The following is an 18,032-nucleotide window of genomic DNA, read 5'->3' on the forward strand; positions in this document are numbered from 1 at the left end:
GGCGACAGCCTGCCAGACGCCGCGCTGGTCAGCGCGCCGACCGTCCTCGGCAGCACTCGGCCGGGGTGCTCCTAGACTCGGCGGCCACGCGGGAGTGGTGTAACGGCAGCCACGCCAGACTTAGGATCTGGTGCCTTCGGGCGTAGGGGTTCGACTCCCCTCTCCCGCACGTCGGCCGGCGCTCAGAAGCAGACGCGCCAGCGCCCGTCCTCCTCGACGAGGGCGACGGAGGTCCGTTCCCTGACGCCGCTCCTGGTCACGAAGGTGATCGCGGCATCGCCGGTCGTCCGGCCGTTGGACCAGACGACGTTCACCCCGTCGATGCTGTACGCGACGAGCGGCGGCTGCCCGAACGTGGTGGCCAGGTCCTCGGCGGTGTACTCGTCGGCGCTGCCCTCGCACAACATGCCGTGCGCGTCGTCCCACCGCTGCTCGACCAGGGCGGTGGCGTAGGTGTCCGCCGCCTCCTGGGCCGGCGCGATGGCCTGGACGAAGCCCCGGTCGGCGAAGAAGCCGAGGCTGCCGAGCACGACCAGGACCAGTAGGAGGGGCGCCCCCACGGTGGCCCAGCGCGAGCGGCGCGGCCCGGGGGGCGGGCCCCACGGCGGCGGCGGGGCCCACGGGGGCGGGGCCCACGGCGGCGGGGCCCACTGCTGCGGGTGCGGGCCGGGCCCGGAGCCGGGGGGCGGCGGCCCCCACGGCTGGAAGTGCTGTGCCGGACCGCTCACCCGCCAGCTCCCTCACGTCGGTGGCGGTGACCGTAGCGCCCGGTCACCCGGGTCCGGGGTCGTGCCCGAGCCCCGCCGGGGAAGAGCACCTGTTCGGGTGGACCGCCGCCGGGGCCGCCTAGCGTTGCGCCGTGATCCGCGCGTTCGACTGGCCCGATCTCCCCGCGGTCGCCACCCTCTGGGAGACGACCGGGCAGGGCGTGCTGCGGGAGGCGGAGCTGCGCGCCACGCTGGCGCACGGCCCGGATCTCATGGTCGTCGCTGAGGAGTCCACCGGAGTCGTCGGCGTCGTCCTCGGCACCTTCGATGGCCGCCGCGGGTGGATTCACCGGCTCGCCGTCGACCCCTCCCACCGCCGGTCCGGCCTCGCCACGGCACTGGTCGCCGAGGTCGAGCGCCGGCTGGCCGACCGGGGCGCGCCGCGCATCAACCTGCTGGTCCTGCCGGAGAACGCCGCAGCCCTCACCTTCTGGCAGCGCCTCGGTTACCTCCCGCATCCCGACGTGCTCTGCTCCAAGGCGGTCTAGGCCAGCTCGACGCGCAGGTCCAGCTCCGCCGAGGGCGTCGTGGGGTCGTCGTCGTCCACCACCGCCAGCAGGTGCACGGTGGCGCCCTCGACCCGGCGCAGCGCCAGGCCCTCCACCTTGTGCACGTGGCCGTCGACCTCCGGGATGGGCGCGACCGCCTGCACCGACTCCCCGTCCAGCAGCGCGACCGCGGTGGCCACCACCGGCCCGTCGTCGACGGCGTTGGGGGTGTCCTCGGCGGCGGCGCTGAGCAGCACCCGCCCGTCGGGCAGGGCGATGGCGTCGGTGACGGCGAGCCCGACGCCCTCGACCTCGCCGAGCTCGTACTCCAGCGGCCGCCCCACCGGGACGGCTGCGGCCTCGCCGCGCCCCAGGACGGCGGCGACCAGCCCCTCCAGCGGGACGTCGACGCTGGCGGAGCGGAAGCCGGCCATCAGGTTGCCCCGGTTGAACCAGCGGACCGTGCCGCCGGAGCGGCTCGCGCCCTCGAGGTTGAGGTGGTCCATCGGCAGGCCGAGCCGCTCGGCCACGTGGTGGTAGAGCGGGCCGAGCTCCGCGGCCCGCACCTCGGGCCGCCCGTCGACCAGCCGCACCAGCACCCCGCGCATCCTCCGCGGCGAGGAGCCGGAGCCGAGCAGGAGGACCGCCGGCTCGCCGTCCACCTCGGCCGGGCAGGCCACCTCGAGGTCGGGCTTGAGGTGCTTGGTCCCCGCGGCCGGGTCGAACGTGTCGTGCCCCTCCACGGACGGCAGGACCCGGACCGGCACGACGCCGTCGTCGCGGCGCCAGGCCGCGATCACCGAGTCGTCCTGGGCGACCAGCCACCCGTTCCCGAGCGGGGCCACCCCGGAGGCGGCCGTCACCGGCGTCCCGTCGTCGAACCGCAGCTGCCGAGCAGCGTCCACGTACACCCGCACGCGGGCAGGCATGCCCGCCCGCGCGGCTCCTCACGCCGTCAGTAGTAGCCCTTCTCGCCGTCGGCCATCTCCCGGAGGAGGTCCAGGTGCCCGACGTGGCGCGCCACCTCCTCGACCATGTGGCCGAGGATCCAGCGCAGGGTCAGCGTGTCGGCGCGGTGCTCCCGGTTGCGCCCGCGGTCGTCCAGGGAGGCGGCGGCGACCACCGCCTCCGACGCGGCGCACTCGCGCGCGTACTCCTCCAGCAGCCGGGCGAGGGGCACACCGTCCACGCGGAAGTCGGCGTCCGCGACGTCCCCGAACTGCGGGTTGGCCGCCATGTCGCGGTCCAGGAAGAGCACCTGGAACCAGCAGTGCTCCACCCAGCGCAGGTGCGAGACCAGCCCGGCGACGGTCATCAGCGGGGAGGTCGGCACCAGCGGACGGTGCGCCGCCGCGTCGTCCAGGCCCTCGCACTTCTGGTGGACGACGGCGCGCTGCAGGTTCAGCCAGCCCAGCAGCTGGGCGCGTTCGTCGCCGTCACCGGGCGGCCGTACTCGGGCAGGAATGGTCACGCCGCCGGACGCTAGCGCCCGGCGGCGTGGTGGTCGGTGGGTTTTCCCGCGGTCAGGTCCAGAGGACCGCGATGAGCACGTTGAGGATCGCCAGCGCGCCCGTGGCGTGGAAGAACGGCAGCGGCGACTTCGGGTCGGCCTGGCCGGCGGCCGCCGCGCGCTGCTTGCGGGCCGCGAGGAAGACGGTGACGACGGCGAGCACGGTGACCACGAGCTTCACGCCGATCTTGGCGTGGTCGACCGGGAGGTCGCCGGCCTCGCGGACGCCGACCAGCGCCAGGCCCGAGACCAGCTGCACGAGCGCGCCGACCTGCATCAGCCGCGGCTCGAAGTTCGCCTTCCGGCTCACCTGGAAGAGGAACGGCCCGATGATCAGCGAGAGGCCGAGGATGTGGACGACGACGAGGAGAAGGCGCACGAACTCCATGGCGGCAGGCTACTGACCAGGCAGGGGTGCGCTGTGCCACAGCTCGGTCACGCTGCGCTTCACCCAGCCGGGTGGGTGCCGGGCGCGGCCGCTCGGGTTCCCCCGGCGGCGGGCCGATCAGAGGTGCATGACCTCCAGCGCCTCCCCGACCGCCACCTGGCTCCCGGCTGCCCTGGTGCGCGCCGCCGTCGTCCACTCCCCCGCTGCCGCCCCGGCCCGTGGCCGGCACCGCGCCCCGGAGTTCGGCGGCGTCGAGGTCGCGACCCAGGAGGAGATCGTCCGCCCCGGCCGGCACGCCGAGCCGGAGGAGGAGGACTCGCTGGCCTGGCTGGGCTTCAGCTTCCGCTGATGCCCCGCCCGCTCAGCGGGCGCCCAGCACCTCCGCCAGCACCGGCACCAGCGCGGCGAACGCCTGCCCCCGGTGGCTGCGCGCGTCCTTCTCGGCCGGTGCCAGCTCCGCGGAGGTGAGCCCCAGCCCCTCGGGCACGAACACGGGGTCGTAGCCGAAGCCGTTGCTCCCCCGCTTCTCCCGGACCACGTGCCCGCGCCACTCCCGCTCCAGCACCCGCTCGGTGCCGTCGGGGGTCACCAGCGCCGCCGCGCACACGAACGCCGCGCCCCGGCGCTCGTCCGGGACGTCGGCCAGCTGGCCCAGCAGCAGCGCGGTGTTGGCGTCGTCGTCACCGTGCCGGCCCGACCAGCGTGCCGACAGCACCCCCGGCATCCCGTTCAGCGCGTCCACCGCGATGCCCGAGTCGTCGGCCACCGCCGGCAGCCCGGTGCACCGCACCGCCTCCCGCGCCTTGAGCAGCGCGTTGTCGGCGAACGTCGCGCCGGTCTCCGGCGCCTCGGGGTACTCGGGGACGTCGCGGAGACCGACGACCTCTACGCCGGGCACCGCGCTCTCCAGCAGCCGCTGCAGCTCGGCGAGCTTGCCCGCGTTGCGCGTGGCCAGCAGCAGGCGGGTGCTCACCGGGCGAGCGCCTCGGCCTGCAGCCGGGACAGCTCGGCGCACCCGGCGACGGCGAGGTCGAGCAGCGCGTCCAGCGTCGGCCGGTCGAAGACGGCGCCCTCGGCGGTCCCCTGCACCTCCACGAAGCCGCCGTCGCCGGTGCAGACGACGTTCATGTCGGTGCCGGCGCGCACGTCCTCCTCGTAGTGCAGGTCCAGCCGCGGCTCGCCGTCGATGACGCCGACGCTCACCGCCGAGACCGACTGCACCATCGGGTTCGGCTTGGCCAGCTTCTTGCGCTCGCCCAGCCAGGAGACGGCGTCGGCCAGCGCCACGTAGGCGCCGGTGATGGCGGCGGTGCGGGTGCCGCCGTCGGCCTGTAGGACGTCGCAGTCGATGGCGATGCTGTTCTCGCCCAGCGCGCCGAGGTCGATCGACGCGCGCAGCGACCGGCCGATGAGCCGGCTGATCTCGTGGGTGCGGCCGCCGATCTTGCCGCGCACCGACTCGCGGTCGCTGCGGGTGTGGGTCGCCCGCGGCAGCATCGAGTACTCGGCGGTCACCCAGCCCAGGCCCGAGCCCTTGCGCCAGCGCGGCACCCCCTCGGTGACGCTGGCCGCGCACAGCACGCGGGTGCGACCGAACTCGACGAGCACCGACCCCTCCGCGTGGTCCAGCCAGTTGCGGGTGATGGTCACCGGGCGGAGCTGGTCGGCCGAGCGGCCGTCGGAGCGGGCGGTGGTTCGAGGCTGCGTCACGGGTGCCGACAGTAGTGCGCGCCGGGTCGACGCGGACGCGGCCCGGTGGAGAGGATCGGCCCATGAGATCGGAGCTGCGAGCCGTCCGCACCGGTGCCGTCCCCGTCGTCGTCGACCTGACCGAGGAGTGCGCGGACTTCGTGCGCACCGAGGGCGACGGGCTGCTGCACGTGTTCGTGCCGCACGCGACGGCCGGGCTGGCGATCCTGGAGACAGGGGCGGGCAGCGACGACGACCTGCTGGCCCAGCTCGACCAGCTGCTCCCCCGCGACGACCGCTGGCGGCACCGGCACGGCAGCTCGGGGCACGGCCGCGACCACGTGCTGCCTGCGTTCGTGCCCCCGCACGCCTCGGTCCCGGTGCTGGAGGGACGGATGCAGCTCGGCACCTGGCAGCGCATCTGCCTGGTCGACACCAACGTGGACAACCACACCCGGCACGTGCGGTTCTCCTTCCTGCCCGGCTGATCGGCCCGCCCCCTTGCGGGCGGGGGGAAGGGACACGGCAGGATTCCTCCCATGACCGCGACCGACGCTGCGCCCGTCCGCCTCACCGCCGGCGACCCCGCGCCGGAGTTCACGCTGCCCGACGCCGGGGGCAACCCGGTGTCGCTCAGCGACTACCGCGGGCGCCGGGTGATCGTGTACTGCTACCCGGCGGCGCTCACCCCCGGCTGCACCACCCAGGCGGTGGACTTCACGGCCTCCGCGGGCGACCTGGCCGAGGCAGGCCTGGACATCGTCGGGATCTCCCCCGACCCGGTCGAGAAGCTGCTCCGGTTCCGCGACAAGGAGCAGCTCTCCATCACGCTGGTCTCCGACCCGGAGAAGGAGGTGCTGGCGGCCTACGGGGCCTACGGCACCAAGAAGCTGTACGGCAAGGAGGTCGTCGGGGTCATCCGCTCGACCTTCGTGATCGACGCCGAGGGCCGCATCGAGAAGGCGTCCTACAACGTGAAGGCCACCGGGCACGTGGCCAAGCTCCGCCGCGACCTCGGCCTCGACTGACGAAGGCCCGACCCCGTCTCCTAGGCCCGCCACGTCCCCGGCCGCGGCTGGCAGTCCGGAGGGCAGGGGTAGCCGGGCTCCCAGGGGAACGAGCCGTCGGCGTGGGCCCAGGTGAGCTGGTACGCCGGGACGGAGAACTCGTCGGGCCGCTGGTAGAAGCGGTTGGCGCTGAACAGCACCTCGCCGGGGTTGGGCAGGGTCTCGACGGCCAGCCTGCTGAGCTCGTCGAGGTCGACCAGCTCGCCGGGCACCAGGTCCCGCCCGCCGAGCACCAGCTCCGCCACCGCGTCCAGCAGGGCGCAGGCCCGCTCCTGGTCGACCCCGACCACGACCAGTTCGGGATGGCCCACGCCGAACAGCCCGACCGTGTAGCCGAACGGCGGCTCGCCCGGGCCCGTACCGCGCATGACGTACTGCACGGCCACGCGGTGGGCCCGGACGGCCTGCGCCAGCCGGCTGTCCTCCTGGTCGAGCCAGGCGATGGTCTGCGGGTCGTGCGTCATGCCGACAGCTTCGGCGCCGGCACCGACAGATCCCCCGCTCTCCGGCCGCCTGTGGACGCGGCGCACCCCTGGGGACGGCGCGCTCAGCTCCCCCCGACCCGGAAGACGCTGGTCACGAGGGCGTCCAGGACGGTGGTCGCCGCCTCCAGGTCCGGGGCGCGGGCCGCCAGCACGTCGGAGTAGAGGAAGGACTCCCCGAGCCGCACCACGGCCAGCGCCAGCAGCGGGACCGGCACCTGCGGCTGGAACCCGTGCTCGTCCACGTCCCGCTGGAAGAGCGCGGTGTAGGCCTCGACGACCCGGGGCTGCACGCGCCCCTGCGGGTCGGTGAGGATCCGGATCGCCGTCGAGGGCTCCTCGTCCAGCAGCCGGCGGATCGGCACGGCGGTGCTCAGCGCGTAGCGGAACTCCTCGCTCACCGCCAGGCACCGGAGCCGGCCCGAGGACGCGGTGTCGGCCCGCCGCTCGTCGTACCGCCGCTCGATGGCCCGCAGGGTGCGGTGGCCCAGGGAGGACAGCGCCTCGCCGAGGATCGCGTCGCGGTTGCCCGCTCGCCGGAACAGCGTCGCGCGGGAGATGCCGAGCTCGGCGGCCAGCGTGCCGGTGTCCAGCCGGCGGCCGGCCAGCAGCGTCTGCGCGGCGCAGCGGACGACGTCGTCGGGCGGGCCGGTCACCGGGGCAGGGTAAGCCGAAGGGGCGGGCCCCGACGTGGTCGGAACCCGCCCCTCCTCGGTCACCGGCTCACATGGGGCAGGTGGCCCGGTAGTCCGAGATGTCCCCGAGCAGGGAGACGCTCGGTCCCGGGCAGAGGAACTGCGTGTACCGGGTGTCGGCGTCCACGAACCGCTTGAGCCAGGCGATCGAGCTCGACGCGATGTCGTCGTCCGGCGAGTTCGGGGCGAAGTGGCTGGCGTTGTTCAGCTCGAGGTAGGCGCGCTCCGACGCGTTGGTCAGGCTGTTGTAGAACGGGATGGAGTGGCTGGAGACCGGCGCCACGCTGTCGTTCTCGGCACCGATCACCAGCGTCGGCGTCGTGACCTCGGGCCAGGTCTTGTCGGTGTTCCAGCCGGTCAGCGGGATCGCCGCCCGCAGCGAGGGCCGGTCCTTGGCCGCCTCCAGCGTCCCTCCACCGCCCATCGAGTGCCCCATGACGGCGAGGCGGTTGGCGTCCACCCGTGAGCGGACCGAGCTGGTCCGGGTCAGGTAGTCCAGCGCCGCGAGGAGCTGGTCGCCACGGGCGGACGGCTGGTCGTAGCGGGAGTTGGTGTTGAACGTGATGACGACGAAGCCCTGCGAGGCGATGCGCGGGCCGAGCCAGGCGATCGTGGACTCCGAGGCGGTGTACCCCGGGGAGATCGCGACGCCGCCGAAGGTCCCCGACGTCGTGCTCGTCGGGTAGTAGATCGTCGCGGACCCGAAGCCCGGGCTGGCCAGGTCCGAGACCGAGGTGGAGCTGACGGCGAAGGGGCCGCGCTCGGCGGTGATGCTGGCCTGGGTGGGTGCGGGACCACGCCACCAGGACGGGTCGGCCGAGGCCGGGACCGCCGTGGCGACGGCGGTGGCCGCGGCGAGGGTGAGGGCCGCGAGGGTGCGCGACATCATGCGAGGAAGGGGCACGGTGGACCTTTCGGCGAGAGCCGCGGAGCACTGCGGCTGCTGAGGGGGGATCCACCGACGCACCGGGCCCGGCTGTGACGCGCGTCACCGTCGATGTGCGAGCACCGTAGCGCCGGACCGCGCCGTGCCGCAACACTTACGAGATCTGTCTCATCCATCGCGTCCGCCGGGCGTCCGGCGCGGAGTACCGGCCGCCGTCCGCCTCCGGCGCGCCCACCGGCGGGTGCGGGGCCAGCCAGGTCCGGCGGGGCCGCTCCAGCAGCCACGACTCCTCGATGCGGACGCCGGTCAGCCGCTCCATCAGCGTGAAGGCGAGCGCATCGGGGTCGGCGTCCTCGTCGGCGAAGTCCAGGCCCTCCTCCTCCGGCAGCGGGTCCCCCTCCTCGTCGCCGGGCACGACCGGGTCGAAGGCGCGGACCACCTCCCCCCGGCGCGCCACGAGGAACTCGGCGTGGGCGTTGACGTTGCGGAAGGAGGAGACCGCCGTGCCACCACGGGACAGGCGGGCCAGCAGGTCCCGGTCGGCCAGCTGGAAGCCGTTGGGCTCCACGACGACGAGCCAGCCCTCGAGCTCCTCCACCTGCACCGGGAAGTGGTCGGGGCCGCCCTCCGCGTCGGCCTCGTCGAAGGTCCGCATCCGCTCGGTCGACGGGTCGAGCCGCAGGAGGTGCGCGACCTCCTCCAGCCACCCGCCTTCGAGCATGGTGATCGTGTACGCCTCCATGTCGACCCAGTCGTAGCCGCTCACGCGCCCTCCTCCGAGCCTGCCGCCGCCCGCTTGCGGCGCTTGCCCTCGTGCATGGCCTGGACCCGGGCCACCGGGATGGTGTGCCCCTCGGCGACCAGCTCCGCCGGCAGCGGCTGCGGCTCCGGGAGCGCCTCCGCCCACGGGTCGCGGTCGCCCAGCAGCCCGGCCGCCGTCGCCACCGTGAAGTCCCCGGGCCGGACGTCGTCGAGGTCGTCCCAGGCCACGGGGAACGAGACCGGCAGCCCGGGGCGGATGCGCGGGCTGTAGGCCGCCACGACCGTCCCCTGGCCCGAGCGGGTGGAGTCCACGAAGACCCGGCCGCCGCGGTCCTCCAGCAGGTAGGCGGTGGTCGCCAGCTCCGGGCCCAGCGCCGCGGTCCGCGCCGCCAGCGCACGGGTGGCGGCGGCGACGTCCTCCACCGGCGAGCCCTGCACCGGGACGACCACGTGCAGCCCCTTCGAGCCGCTCGTCTTCACCGCGCCGGACAGCCCGCTGCCCTCCAGGGCCTGCCGGACCAGCCGTGCGGTGGCCACGACGACGGCGAAGTCCGCCCCGTCCGGCGGGTCGAGGTCGAGCACCAGGCCCGTCGGCTCGTGCGAGCCGGCCCGCAGGAACGGCACGTGCAGCTCGACGGCGCGCTGGTTGCCCAGCCACAGCAGCGTCCGCCGGTCGTCGCAGAGCACCTGGTGGATCTCCCGGTGCGAGCCCTCGGACCACACCGGCACCGTGCGGACCCAGTCCGGGGCGCCCTTGCTGACGTTGCGCTGCATGAACGGCGCCTGCCCCGGGCGCACCCGCTTCACCGACAGCGGCCGGCCGGCCAGCAGCGGGACGAGCCGGTCGGCCACGGCGTCGAAGTGGTCGACCAGCGCGCGCTTCGGGACCCCCAGGCCGTCGCCCAGGGGCGCGTCCAGGCTGCTCAGCGCGACGCCGTCGCGTTCCTCGTCCACGCGGCTCACCGTGCCGGGCGGGCCCGCCCCGGGCAACCGGGGCCACCCGTTCAGATGTCGTAGACCGCCTTGGCACGCACCAGCTCGGTCTCGGGGAACACCGAGCTGGCGGCGAAGAGCTGGCCGATGTGGTCGACCCAGGCCGGGATGTGGGTGAGCAGCAGCCGCCCCACGCCCGCCGCCGCCGCGTGCTCGGCCGCCTGCCTGCCCGTCAGGTGCAGACCGGGCGGCTGGTCGCGGTCGTTGTCCGGGTGGGCGGCCTCGGCCAGCAGCACGTCGGCCCCCCGCGCCAGCTCCACGACCCGCTCGCTGGGGCCGGTGTCGCCGGTGTAGACCAGCGACCGGCCGCCGGCGGTCAGCCGGATCGCGTAGCACTCGATGGGGTGCGCCGTGCGCGCCAGCTGCACCTCGAACGGGCCGATCTGCAGGGCGCCGGGCCCGACCGGGACGAAGTCGAAGACGTCGGTCAGCCCCTCGCCGTCCATGTCGTAGGCCAGGGCCAGCCGCCGCTCGGCGCCGACCGGCGCGTACAGCGGCACGAGCGAGCCGGAGGACCGCTTGGAGTACCGGTGCCAGACGACGAACGGGGCGACGTCGAGGCAGTGGTCGGCGTGCAGGTGGGACAGGAAGACCGCGTCCACCGACCCGGGGTCGACCAGGCCCTGGAGGGCACCGAAGGCGCCGCTGCCCAGGTCCAGCAGCAGCCGGAAGCCCTCGTGCTCGACCAGGTAGCTGGAGGCCGGTGAGTCCGGCCCGGGCCCGCTGCCGCAACAGCCGATGACGGTCAGCCTCAAGCGGCGCCCACCGTCCCGGCGCGCAGGACCGCGCCGACCTCGGGGCCCAGGAACCGGCGGCCCAGCCGGGCGAACGGCTCGGGGTCACCGGTGGCGAGGAAGGCGTGCCGCGGCGGCGGCGCGTCCTCGCCGCGGAGCAGGTCGGCCCGCGTGAGCACCCGGTAGACGTCCTTTGCGGTCTCCTCGGCGCTGGACACCAGTGTGACGTCCTCCCCCATCACCAGCGAGATGACGCCGGTCAGCAGCGGGTAGTGCGTGCAGCCGAGGACGACGGTGTCGACCCCGGCCGCCAGCAGCGGGTCGAGGTAGGACTGCGCCAGCCCCACGAGCTGCCGGCCGCTGGTGACGCCGCGCTCGACGAAGTCCACGAAGCTCGGGCAGGCCGCGGAGGTCACCGTGATGCCGGGGGCGGCGGCGAAGGCGTCGTCGTAGGCACCGCTGGTGACCGTGGCCTGGGTGCCGATGACCCCGATCCGGCCGTTGCGGGTCGCCGAGATCGCCCGGCGCGCGGCGGGCAGCACGACCTCGACGACGGGCACGTCGTAGCGCTCGCGGGCGTCCCGGAGGGAGGCGGCGCTGGCGGAGTTGCAGGCGACCACGAGCATCTTCACGCCGTCGGCGACGAGGTCGTCCATGACCGCGAGGGAGTGCCGCCGCACCTCGGCGATGGGCAGCGGGCCGTACGGCCCGTTGGCGGTGTCACCGATGTAGCGGACCGCCTCGCCGGGCAGCTGGTCGAGCACCGCCCGGGCGACGGTCAGCCCACCGACCCCCGAGTCGAAGATGCCGATCGGCGCGTCGGCTCCTGGCTGCGTCCCCATGTCGCCGGTCAGGCTAGCCCGCACTGGTGACGTGCTGGGACGGCCGCCCTCCAGGGCCCCGCGGCGAGCGCGCGACCCGTGGGGGGAAGGTCGGTCCTCTCAGGCCCAGAGCTGGCCCTCCAGCGCGGAGGTCGCCTCCTCCAGCGTGCCCGCGTAGGCGCCGGTGGAGAGGTACTTCCAGCCGCCGTCGCACACGATGAAGACGATGTCGGCCGAGCGTCCGGCCGCCACCTCCTTGTCGGCGATGCCCAGGGCCGCGTGCAGGATCGCGCCGGTCGAGATGCCGGCGAAGATGCCCTCGCGCTCCACCAGCTGGCGGGTGCGGTGGATGGCGTCGTCCGGCCCCACGGAGAACCGCGAGTCCAGCAGCGAGGCGTCGTACAGCTCGGGGATGAACCCCTCGTCGATGTTGCGCAGGCCGTAGACCAGCTCGCCGTAGCGCGGCTCGGCCGCGATCACCTGCACACCGGGCTTGTGCTCGCGGAAGTAGCGGGAACAGCCCATGAGCGTGCCCGTCGTCCCCAGCCCGGCGACGAAGTGCGTGATCGACGGCAGGTCGGCGAGGATCTCCGGCGCCGTCCCCTGGTAGTGCGCGAGCGCGTTCCCCGGGTTGCCGTACTGGTAGAGCATCACCCAGTCGTCGTGCTGGGCGGCGAGCTCCTTGGCCATCGCGACGGCCTGGTTGGAGCCGCCGGCGGCCGGGGAGCTGATGATCCGCGCCCCGTACATCTCCAGCAGCTGCCGCCGCTCGATCGAGGTGTTCTCCGGCATGACGCAGATCAGCTTGTAGCCGCGCTGCCGGGCCACCATGGCCAGCGAGATCCCGGTGTTGCCGCTGGTCGGCTCGAGGATCGTCGACCCGGGCTGCAGCAGCCCCTCCTTCTCGGCGGCCTCGATCATCGTGATCGCGGCGCGGTCCTTGATGGAGCCGGTCGGGTTGTGGTCCTCGAGCTTGGCCCACAGACGCACCTCGGGCGTCGGCGAGAGGTTCGGCAGCCCCACCAGCGGGGTGCCGCCGAGGGAGTCGACGAGGGAGGCGAAGCGGGCCATGGGAGCTCTTCCGGGACGGGGACGAGGAGGTGGGAGCGGGGAGCCGCTCAGCAGCCGCCCGCGACCGCCGGGAGGATCGTGACCGAGTCGCCGTCCTTGACCTGGGTGTCCAGGGCGCCGGTGAAGCGCACGTCCTCGTCGTTGACGTAGACGTTGACGAAGCGGTGCAGCTTGCCCTCCTCGGTGACGAGGCGGTTCTTCAGGCCCGAGTGCTTGCTGTCGAGGTCGTCGATCAGCGCGGCCAGCGTGTCCCCGCTGCCCTCGACGGTCTTGTTGCCGCCGGTGTGGGTGCGCAGGATGGTCGGGATCCGGACCTCGATGGCCATGGCGTGGTTCTCCTCGGGACGTGGGATGCAGGGGGCGCTGCGCGAGAGGCAGCAGTCGTGCGTCTGGACCGGGCAACGCCCGGTGCCCGCCGTCGATTCCGGACGGCGGCGTGGTTCACCCGCTCAGTCGTAGACGACGGTCGTCGGCGAGTGCCCGAACAGGTGGGTCTCGACGATCTCGACCTCCTCCTCCGACACCTCCCCGTCGACGATGCGGTAGCTGCGGAACTCGACCTCGTCGTCGGCCAGGCCGGTTCGCGGGCCGTGGTGCCGGGTGGAGACGAGGACGTAGTGGGTGCGCGGGTCCGCGGCGGGGCCGGAGGCGTAACCGATGTCGGTCCGCGACGGGTAGGCCTCGGTGGCGGTGTGCGAGTGGTAGACGACGACGGCCCACTCGTCCCGGTCGTCGAGGTCGCGGTACAGCCTCAGCAGGTCCGCGGTGTCGAACTCGTAGAACGTCGGCGACCGCGCCGCGTTGAGCATCGGGACGACGCGCTCGGGACGGTTGGTCCCCTCGGGGCCGGCGACGACGCCACAGGCCTCGTCCGGGTGGTCCTCCCGGGCGTGGGCCACGATGGCGTCGTAGGTCGCGCGGGCGATGCGCAGCACGGGGGCAGTCTATGCGCGCGCCGTCGGCCCCCTGCAGGGTCCCGTCCCGGGGCCGCGAGGGGCGGGCGGCAGGGGGCCCTCCATCGGATACGGTCGCCGTCGTGCTGGTCCCCTCGCTGCTCGTCGCCGGTGTCGTGCTGTTGGCGCTGCCGGCTCTCGTGCTGGGCGGGCGCGGGCTGTTCCGGCACCGCGGCTACAGCGCCGCCGAGCCCGGCGACCGGGCCTCGGTCGTCGTGATCGTCGTGCTCCGGGTGCTGCTCCTGCTGCTGCTCGTCAGCGTCTCCGCCGTGGTGCTGCTGTCCACGGTCGGCGCGATCGTCGTCGACGTCGAGCTGCACGGCATGGTCTACGTGCTGTTCGGCCTGGACGTGCTCGTGGCCGCGACGGTGCTGCTCACCTTCGGCCGGCGCGACCGGCGGCCAGCGCGTCGACGAGCGAGCCCTGCACGGCGGTGAGCCAGTAGTAGACCGCCAGCTGGTGGTCGGTCTCGTCGACGATCTCCTCCGGCGGCTCGGAGTCCTCGGTGATGTCCAGCCGCGTGCCGAGCGCGAGCCGGAGGTCGTTGCTCGTGCGCAGCCAGGCGCCGGCCTGCTCCGCGTCCAGCCGGACCTCCCCGCCCTCGGCGGGGAGGGTCGCCCGCACCGTGGCCAGGTCGTCGGCCTTGCCCCCGCGCAGCGACTCCTCGGTCAGCTCGCGGTAGTCGTCGGCCATCGCGCGGTCGGAGCGGTGCCCCGGCGGGAAGAGCCGCTCCAGCACCGGGTCCCCGGCGACGTCGTCGGTCTCGGCGGCCAGGAGCTGCTCGAGCTGGTCGAGGAGCAGGCCGACGATGCCTGCCTCGGCCCGGTCGAGCCGGGCGACGAGCTGGCCGCCACGGGCGCGGAACGGCTTCATGAGTCCTTCTGATAGCTGGCCCACAGCCCGTAGGCGTGCAGCCGGCTGGTGTCGTGCTCCATCCGCTCCCGGGGGCCGGAGCTCACGATCGCCCTGCCCTCGTGGTGCACCTGCAGCATGAGCTCGGTCGCCTTGGCCTCGTCGTAGCCGAACAGCTCCTGGAGCACGAAGGTCACGTAGTTCATGAGGTTGACCGGGTCGTTCCAGACGATGGTCACCCACGGACGGTCCAGGTCACCGTGCTCCTCGACGGTGGTGTCGGGCGTCCGTGTCGGCGCGAGGGGTCCGGCCACGGGTCCACCTTAGAGCGCGGGTCTGCCCCCGCGCGCCCGCCCGCCTACGCTCCGGTGCCATGCCGACGGCTTCCGCGCTGTTCACCGACCGCTACGAGCTGACCATGCTCGCCGCTGCCCTCGCCGACGGCACCGCCGACCGCGACTGCGTCTTCGAGGTGTTCGCCCGCCGCCTGCCGCACGGCCGCCGGTACGGCGTCCTCGCCGGCACCGGCCGGCTGCTGGAGGCCCTCCCCCGCTTCCGCTTCGGGACCGACGAGCTCGCGACGCTGCGGGAGCAGGGGCTCAGCGACGAGCGGCTGCTGGACTGGCTGGCCGGGTTCCGCTTCTCCGGCGACATCGACGGCTACGCCGAGGGCGACCTCTACTTCCCCGGCTCCCCGGTGCTCACCGTGCGCGCGTCCTTCGCCGAGGGCGTGCTGCTGGAGACCCTCGCGCTGTCGATCCTCAACCACGACTCGGCGATCGCCTCCGCCGCGGCCCGCATGGTCGCCGCGGCCTGCGAGCGCCCCTGCATCGAGATGGGCTCCCGCCGCACCCACGAGGAGGCCGCCGTCGCCGCCGCCCGGGCCGCGCACCTGGTCGGCTTCACCGCCAGCTCCAACCTCGAGGCGGGCCGGCGCTACGGGGTCCCGACCACCGGCACCAGCGCGCACGCGTTCACGCTGCTGCACGACGACGAGCGGTCGGCCTTCCGGGCGCAGGTGGAGGCCCTGGGGGTCGGCACGACGCTGCTCGTGGACACCTACGACGTCGAGCAGGGCATCCGCACCGCCGTCGAGGTGGCCGGGCCCGAGCTGGGCGGCATCCGGCTGGACTCCGGCGACCTGCCCACGCTCGCCACGCGGGCCCGCCAGCTCCTCGACGAGCTCGGCGCCACGACGACGCGGGTGATCGTCACCAGCGACCTCGACGAGTACGCCATCGCCGGTCTCATGGCGGCCCCGGTCGACGGCTACGGGGTCGGCACCTCGCTGGTCACCGGCTCCGGGGCGCCGACGGCCGGCATGGTCTACAAGCTGGTCGAGCGCGACGGCGTCCCGGTCGCGAAGCGGTCCGAGGGCAAGAACTCCGTCGGCGGCCGGAAGCACGCGGTGCGCCGGCACGGCGCCGACGGCACCGCGACCGCCGAGGTGGTCAGCAGCGCGCCGGTCCGGCCCCGGGACGGCGACCGCGACCTCCTGGTCCCCCTCGTGCGCGGCGGGCAGCCGTGCGACGACGTCACCCCCGCCGACGCCCTGCGCCGGGCGCGGGAGCACCACGCGCGGGTACGGGAGGCGCTGCCGGCCGAGGGCTGGGCGCTCTCCCGTGGCGAGCCCGCGCTCGAGACCCTGACCGCCTGACCCCCGGAGGAGGACCGATGACCCGCGCACTGGTCGTCGTCGACGTGCAGAACGACTTCTGCGAGGGCGGCAGCCTCGCCGTCGCCGGTGGGGCCGCGGTGGCCGCCGCCGTCACCGAGCACGTCCGGACGGCGGGCTACGACCACGTCGTCGCCACCCGGGACCACCACGTGGACCCCGGCCACCACTTCGCCGACTCCCCCGACTTCGTCGAGACGTGGCCCGCGCACTGCGTCGTCGGCACCGGCGGGGTGGAGCTGCACCCGGCGCTGGACCGCGGGCCGATCGAGGCGGTGTTCGACAAGGGCGAGTACGCCGCCGCCTACTCCGGCTTCGAGGGCGCGGCCGGCGGCACCGGGCTGGCCGACTGGCTCCGGGAGCGCGGCGTGGACGCCGTCGACGTCGTCGGCATCGCGACCGACCACTGCGTGCGGGCCACCGCGCTCGACGCCGTCGCCGCGGGGTTCGCGACCCGGGTCCTGCTGCCCCTCACCGCCGGGGTCGCCGAGGGCACCGTCGAGGCCGCCCTGGAGCAGCTGCGCACCGCCGGCGTGGAGCTGGAGGGCTCGGTCCTCCGGCCGTGAGCGCTCCGCAGCTCGACCCGCAGGAGCGTGCCCGGCTGGAGACCTGGTACCGGTCGCTGAGCGGTCGCCACGGCCGGAAGCTGCACGCTGCGGTGGGCCACGAGATCTTCCGCGGGCCGGCTCCCCGGCTCGGCCGGGCGCTGATGTGGGCCGGGGTCGTCCTCGGCGTCGCCGGCGCCGTCGTCCTGGGGGCCGCGGGGCTCGAGCGCGGGGCCGTCCTGTACCTGCTGCCGTTCGTGGGCCTCGCCGCGCTCGGGTCGTACCTGTCGTACGGCCTGGACCCCGGCTACGTGCTCACCGACGAGCTGCTCGTGGCCCTGTGGGAGGCCGACCAGCGGCTCAGCTCGCGGGGCCGGTGACGGGCACGGCGTCGAGGACCTCGTCCCGCGTGAACCCGAGGACCTGCAGGACGGCGTCCAGGTAGGGCTGGTTGAGCGCCGTGTGCGCCTGCTCCCGCACGAAGGGCTTGGCGTTGAACGCGATGCCCAGACCGGCCGTGTTGAGCATGTCGAGGTCGTTGGCGCCGTCGCCGACCGCGACCGTCTGGTCCAGCGGGATGCCGTACTGCTCGGCGAACCGCTCCAGCGCCCGCGCCTTGCCGGGCCGGTCGACGATCTCCCCCACCAGGCCGCCGGTGAGCCGGCCGTCGACGACCTCCAGCGTGTTGGCCGCCGCGAAGTCCAGGCCCAGGCTCTCGGCGAGCGGGTCGGTGATCTGGGTGAAGCCGCCGCTGACGATCCCGCAGCGGAACCCGAGCCGCTGCAGGGTGCGGATCAGGGTGCGGGCGCCCGGGGTGAGCACCAGGTGCTCGCGCACCTCGTCGAGCACCTCCTCCGGCAGCCCCGCGAGGACGCCGACGCGGGCCCGCAGGGACTCGGCGAAGTCCAACTCCCCGTTCATGGCCGCCGCGGTGATCCGGGCGACCTCGGCGGCCCGGCCGGCCCGCGCGGCCAGCTCGTCGATGACCTCGCCGCGCACCAGCGTGGAGTCGACGTCGAGGACGATCAGCCGCTTGCTGCGCCGGGCCAGGCCCACCTGCTCCACGGCGATGTCGGCGCCCGTCGTCGCCGCCACCGAGGCCAGCGCGGTGCGCAGCGCCGTCGCCTCGGCACCGGAGACGGTGAGCTCGAAGCTGGTGACGGGGTAGTCCGACAGCCGGCGGATGGCGTCGATGTTGCCGCCGATCCCGGCGACCGCCCGGGCCGCCCCGGCCACCGCCTCCGGGGGGACCGGCCGGCCGAGCACGATCACGTGGTGCGGGCGGCCGGCGGGGACCGGCGCGTCCGGGCCGCTGGCGGACTCGACGTCCACCTGGACGCCGACGGCGGCCTCGACGCCCCGGGCCAGCGTCCGCAGGTGCTCGAGCAGCTCGGCCTCGCCCAGCGGGCGGTCGGCGTCCGCGAGGGCACCGACGACGACGCCCAGCACCAGCTGCCCGTGCACGACCACCTGCTCGATGTCGAGCACCTCCACCGCCGGCCCCTCGCCCGCCGAGAGCGCGCCGAAGAGGTGCGCGGTGACCCCCGGGCGGTCCGCCCCGGTGACGGTCAGGAGCGCCCGGACCGACGTCGTGCGGGCGTCCGGCAGCTGGCGGGGCGTGGGGTCGAGCGGCACGGCGCCATCGTGCCGCACC

General features: G+C 74.5%; 27 protein-coding genes and 1 tRNA gene. 9 read left to right on the forward strand and 19 right to left on the reverse strand.

What is annotated here, in order from left to right; translation table 11 throughout:
* The first annotated feature begins 88 nt into the window (after positions 1 to 88).
* Positions 89 to 169: transfer RNA gene (locus tag E4P43_RS05155), tRNA-Leu, on the forward strand.
* A gap of 13 nt (positions 170 to 182) precedes the next feature.
* Here the strand turns inward: E4P43_RS05155 and E4P43_RS05160 are convergent.
* Entirely contained in the window at positions 183 to 728 is a 546-nt protein-coding gene (locus tag E4P43_RS05160; RefSeq protein WP_135144344.1) for a hypothetical protein, read from the reverse strand.
* Between the two features lie 131 nt (positions 729 to 859).
* Here E4P43_RS05160 and E4P43_RS05165 point away from each other — a divergent pair, with 131 nt between their 5' ends.
* Positions 860 to 1,255, forward strand: a complete 396-nt coding sequence (locus E4P43_RS05165) for a GNAT family N-acetyltransferase (RefSeq protein ID WP_135144345.1) — start codon at positions 860 to 862, stop codon at positions 1,253 to 1,255.
* Here the strand turns inward: E4P43_RS05165 and E4P43_RS20770 are convergent.
* Genes E4P43_RS20770 through E4P43_RS05180 form a run of 3 tightly spaced genes read right to left on the reverse strand, consistent with a single transcriptional unit; the run spans position 1,252 to position 3,153 of the window.
* Complete coding sequence (locus E4P43_RS20770; protein ID WP_280790930.1) at positions 1,252 to 2,184, reverse strand: hypothetical protein; 933 nt, start codon at positions 2,182 to 2,184, stop codon at positions 1,252 to 1,254. The genes E4P43_RS05165 and E4P43_RS20770 overlap by 4 nt on opposite strands.
* Before the next feature lie 26 nt (positions 2,185 to 2,210).
* On the reverse strand, positions 2,211 to 2,726 hold the full coding sequence (locus tag E4P43_RS05175) for a DinB family protein (RefSeq protein ID WP_135144346.1): 516 nt from the start codon (positions 2,724 to 2,726) through the stop codon (positions 2,211 to 2,213).
* A 52-nt stretch (positions 2,727 to 2,778) separates the two neighbouring features.
* Positions 2,779 to 3,153 (reverse strand): hypothetical protein, encoded by a 375-nt coding sequence (locus E4P43_RS05180; RefSeq protein ID WP_135144347.1) that lies wholly within the window; start codon positions 3,151 to 3,153, stop codon positions 2,779 to 2,781.
* A gap of 127 nt (positions 3,154 to 3,280) precedes the next feature.
* On the opposite strand from E4P43_RS05180, the gene E4P43_RS05185 reads away from it, so the two are divergent.
* Positions 3,281 to 3,502, forward strand: a complete 222-nt coding sequence (locus tag E4P43_RS05185) for a hypothetical protein (RefSeq protein ID WP_135144348.1) — start codon at positions 3,281 to 3,283, stop codon at positions 3,500 to 3,502.
* Positions 3,503 to 3,514: 12 nt separating this feature from the next.
* Here E4P43_RS05185 and rdgB read toward each other — a convergent pair whose 3' ends face one another.
* Positions 3,515 to 4,126: an RdgB/HAM1 family non-canonical purine NTP pyrophosphatase gene (gene rdgB / locus E4P43_RS05190; protein ID WP_135144349.1), complete on the reverse strand. Its 612-nt coding sequence runs from the start codon at positions 4,124 to 4,126 to the stop codon at positions 3,515 to 3,517.
* Complete coding sequence (gene rph, locus E4P43_RS05195; RefSeq protein ID WP_135144350.1) at positions 4,123 to 4,863, reverse strand: ribonuclease PH; 741 nt, start codon at positions 4,861 to 4,863, stop codon at positions 4,123 to 4,125. Before rph ends, rdgB begins: the two co-directional genes overlap by 4 nt.
* 62 nt (positions 4,864 to 4,925) lie before the next feature.
* Between rph and E4P43_RS05200 the strand changes: the two genes are divergently transcribed.
* Entirely contained in the window at positions 4,926 to 5,330 is a 405-nt protein-coding gene (locus tag E4P43_RS05200) for a YjbQ family protein (protein WP_135144351.1), read from the forward strand.
* A 51-nt stretch (positions 5,331 to 5,381) separates the two neighbouring features.
* The gene (bcp, locus tag E4P43_RS05205; RefSeq protein WP_135144352.1) at positions 5,382 to 5,870 is read left to right on the forward strand and encodes a thioredoxin-dependent thiol peroxidase; all 489 of its coding nucleotides are present in this window, start codon (positions 5,382 to 5,384) and stop codon (positions 5,868 to 5,870) included.
* Positions 5,871 to 5,890: 20 nt separating this feature from the next.
* Here bcp and E4P43_RS05210 read toward each other — a convergent pair whose 3' ends face one another.
* The 10 genes from E4P43_RS05210 to E4P43_RS05255 form a co-directional block, all read right to left on the reverse strand.
* Positions 5,891 to 6,373: a DUF4262 domain-containing protein gene (locus E4P43_RS05210; protein ID WP_135144353.1), complete on the reverse strand. Its 483-nt coding sequence runs from the start codon at positions 6,371 to 6,373 to the stop codon at positions 5,891 to 5,893.
* 83 nt (positions 6,374 to 6,456) lie between these two features.
* A complete protein-coding gene (locus E4P43_RS05215) occupies positions 6,457 to 7,047 on the reverse strand; it encodes a QsdR family transcriptional regulator (protein ID WP_135144354.1) in 591 nt (196 codons plus the stop codon).
* 67 nt (positions 7,048 to 7,114) lie between these two features.
* Positions 7,115 to 7,975: a dienelactone hydrolase family protein gene (locus E4P43_RS05220; protein ID WP_135144355.1), complete on the reverse strand. Its 861-nt coding sequence runs from the start codon at positions 7,973 to 7,975 to the stop codon at positions 7,115 to 7,117.
* 151 nt (positions 7,976 to 8,126) lie between these two features.
* Complete coding sequence (locus E4P43_RS05225) at positions 8,127 to 8,738, reverse strand: DUF6461 domain-containing protein (protein WP_135144356.1); 612 nt, start codon at positions 8,736 to 8,738, stop codon at positions 8,127 to 8,129.
* On the reverse strand, positions 8,735 to 9,688 hold the full coding sequence (locus E4P43_RS05230; protein ID WP_209313738.1) for an ATP-dependent DNA ligase: 954 nt from the start codon (positions 9,686 to 9,688) through the stop codon (positions 8,735 to 8,737). The genes E4P43_RS05225 and E4P43_RS05230 overlap by 4 nt, the downstream gene beginning before the upstream one ends.
* A 50-nt stretch (positions 9,689 to 9,738) precedes the next feature.
* On the reverse strand, positions 9,739 to 10,482 hold the full coding sequence (locus tag E4P43_RS05235; RefSeq protein WP_135144358.1) for an MBL fold metallo-hydrolase: 744 nt from the start codon (positions 10,480 to 10,482) through the stop codon (positions 9,739 to 9,741).
* Positions 10,479 to 11,303, reverse strand: coding sequence for a glutamate racemase (murI, locus tag E4P43_RS05240; protein ID WP_135144359.1), 825 nt, complete (start codon positions 11,301 to 11,303; stop codon positions 10,479 to 10,481). Before murI ends, E4P43_RS05235 begins: the two co-directional genes overlap by 4 nt.
* 99 nt (positions 11,304 to 11,402) lie before the next feature.
* A complete protein-coding gene (locus E4P43_RS05245) occupies positions 11,403 to 12,353 on the reverse strand; it encodes a cysteine synthase (protein WP_135144360.1) in 951 nt (316 codons plus the stop codon).
* Positions 12,354 to 12,400: 47 nt separating this feature from the next.
* The gene (locus E4P43_RS05250) at positions 12,401 to 12,679 is read right to left on the reverse strand and encodes a MoaD/ThiS family protein (protein WP_104528681.1); all 279 of its coding nucleotides are present in this window, start codon (positions 12,677 to 12,679) and stop codon (positions 12,401 to 12,403) included.
* A 123-nt stretch (positions 12,680 to 12,802) separates the two neighbouring features.
* Positions 12,803 to 13,288: a M67 family metallopeptidase gene (locus E4P43_RS05255; RefSeq protein ID WP_135144361.1), complete on the reverse strand. Its 486-nt coding sequence runs from the start codon at positions 13,286 to 13,288 to the stop codon at positions 12,803 to 12,805.
* A gap of 101 nt (positions 13,289 to 13,389) precedes the next feature.
* On the opposite strand from E4P43_RS05255, the gene E4P43_RS05260 reads away from it, so the two are divergent.
* A complete protein-coding gene (locus E4P43_RS05260; protein WP_135144362.1) occupies positions 13,390 to 13,743 on the forward strand; it encodes a hypothetical protein in 354 nt (117 codons plus the stop codon).
* Here the strand turns inward: E4P43_RS05260 and E4P43_RS05265 are convergent.
* Both E4P43_RS05265 and clpS read right to left on the reverse strand, forming a co-directional pair.
* Positions 13,682 to 14,179, reverse strand: coding sequence for a DUF2017 family protein (locus tag E4P43_RS05265; RefSeq protein WP_135144363.1), 498 nt, complete (start codon positions 14,177 to 14,179; stop codon positions 13,682 to 13,684). The two genes, E4P43_RS05260 and E4P43_RS05265, sit on opposite strands and share 62 nt — an antisense overlap.
* Positions 14,176 to 14,472: an ATP-dependent Clp protease adapter ClpS gene (clpS, locus tag E4P43_RS05270; protein WP_135144364.1), complete on the reverse strand. Its 297-nt coding sequence runs from the start codon at positions 14,470 to 14,472 to the stop codon at positions 14,176 to 14,178. Before clpS ends, E4P43_RS05265 begins: the two co-directional genes overlap by 4 nt.
* Positions 14,473 to 14,531: 59 nt before the next feature.
* Here clpS and E4P43_RS05275 point away from each other — a divergent pair, with 59 nt between their 5' ends.
* From E4P43_RS05275 to E4P43_RS05285, 3 genes are read left to right on the forward strand one after another with little or no spacing between them, the layout of a single operon-like run.
* Complete coding sequence (locus tag E4P43_RS05275) at positions 14,532 to 15,815, forward strand: nicotinate phosphoribosyltransferase (protein WP_135144365.1); 1,284 nt, start codon at positions 14,532 to 14,534, stop codon at positions 15,813 to 15,815.
* A 17-nt stretch (positions 15,816 to 15,832) separates the two neighbouring features.
* Positions 15,833 to 16,399 (forward strand): isochorismatase family protein, encoded by a 567-nt coding sequence (locus E4P43_RS05280; RefSeq protein ID WP_135144366.1) that lies wholly within the window; start codon positions 15,833 to 15,835, stop codon positions 16,397 to 16,399.
* Positions 16,396 to 16,758: a hypothetical protein gene (locus tag E4P43_RS05285; protein WP_135144367.1), complete on the forward strand. Its 363-nt coding sequence runs from the start codon at positions 16,396 to 16,398 to the stop codon at positions 16,756 to 16,758. Before E4P43_RS05280 ends, E4P43_RS05285 begins: the two co-directional genes overlap by 4 nt.
* On the opposite strand, the gene serB is transcribed toward E4P43_RS05285, so the two are convergent.
* Positions 16,739 to 18,013 (reverse strand): phosphoserine phosphatase SerB, encoded by a 1,275-nt coding sequence (gene serB / locus E4P43_RS05290; protein ID WP_135144368.1) that lies wholly within the window; start codon positions 18,011 to 18,013, stop codon positions 16,739 to 16,741. The two genes, E4P43_RS05285 and serB, sit on opposite strands and share 20 nt — an antisense overlap.
* Between the last annotated feature and the right edge of the window lie 19 nt (positions 18,014 to 18,032).

Source organism: Blastococcus sp. TF02A-35 (assembly GCF_004571075.1).
Classification (GTDB): Bacteria; Actinomycetota; Actinomycetes; order Mycobacteriales; family Geodermatophilaceae; genus Blastococcus.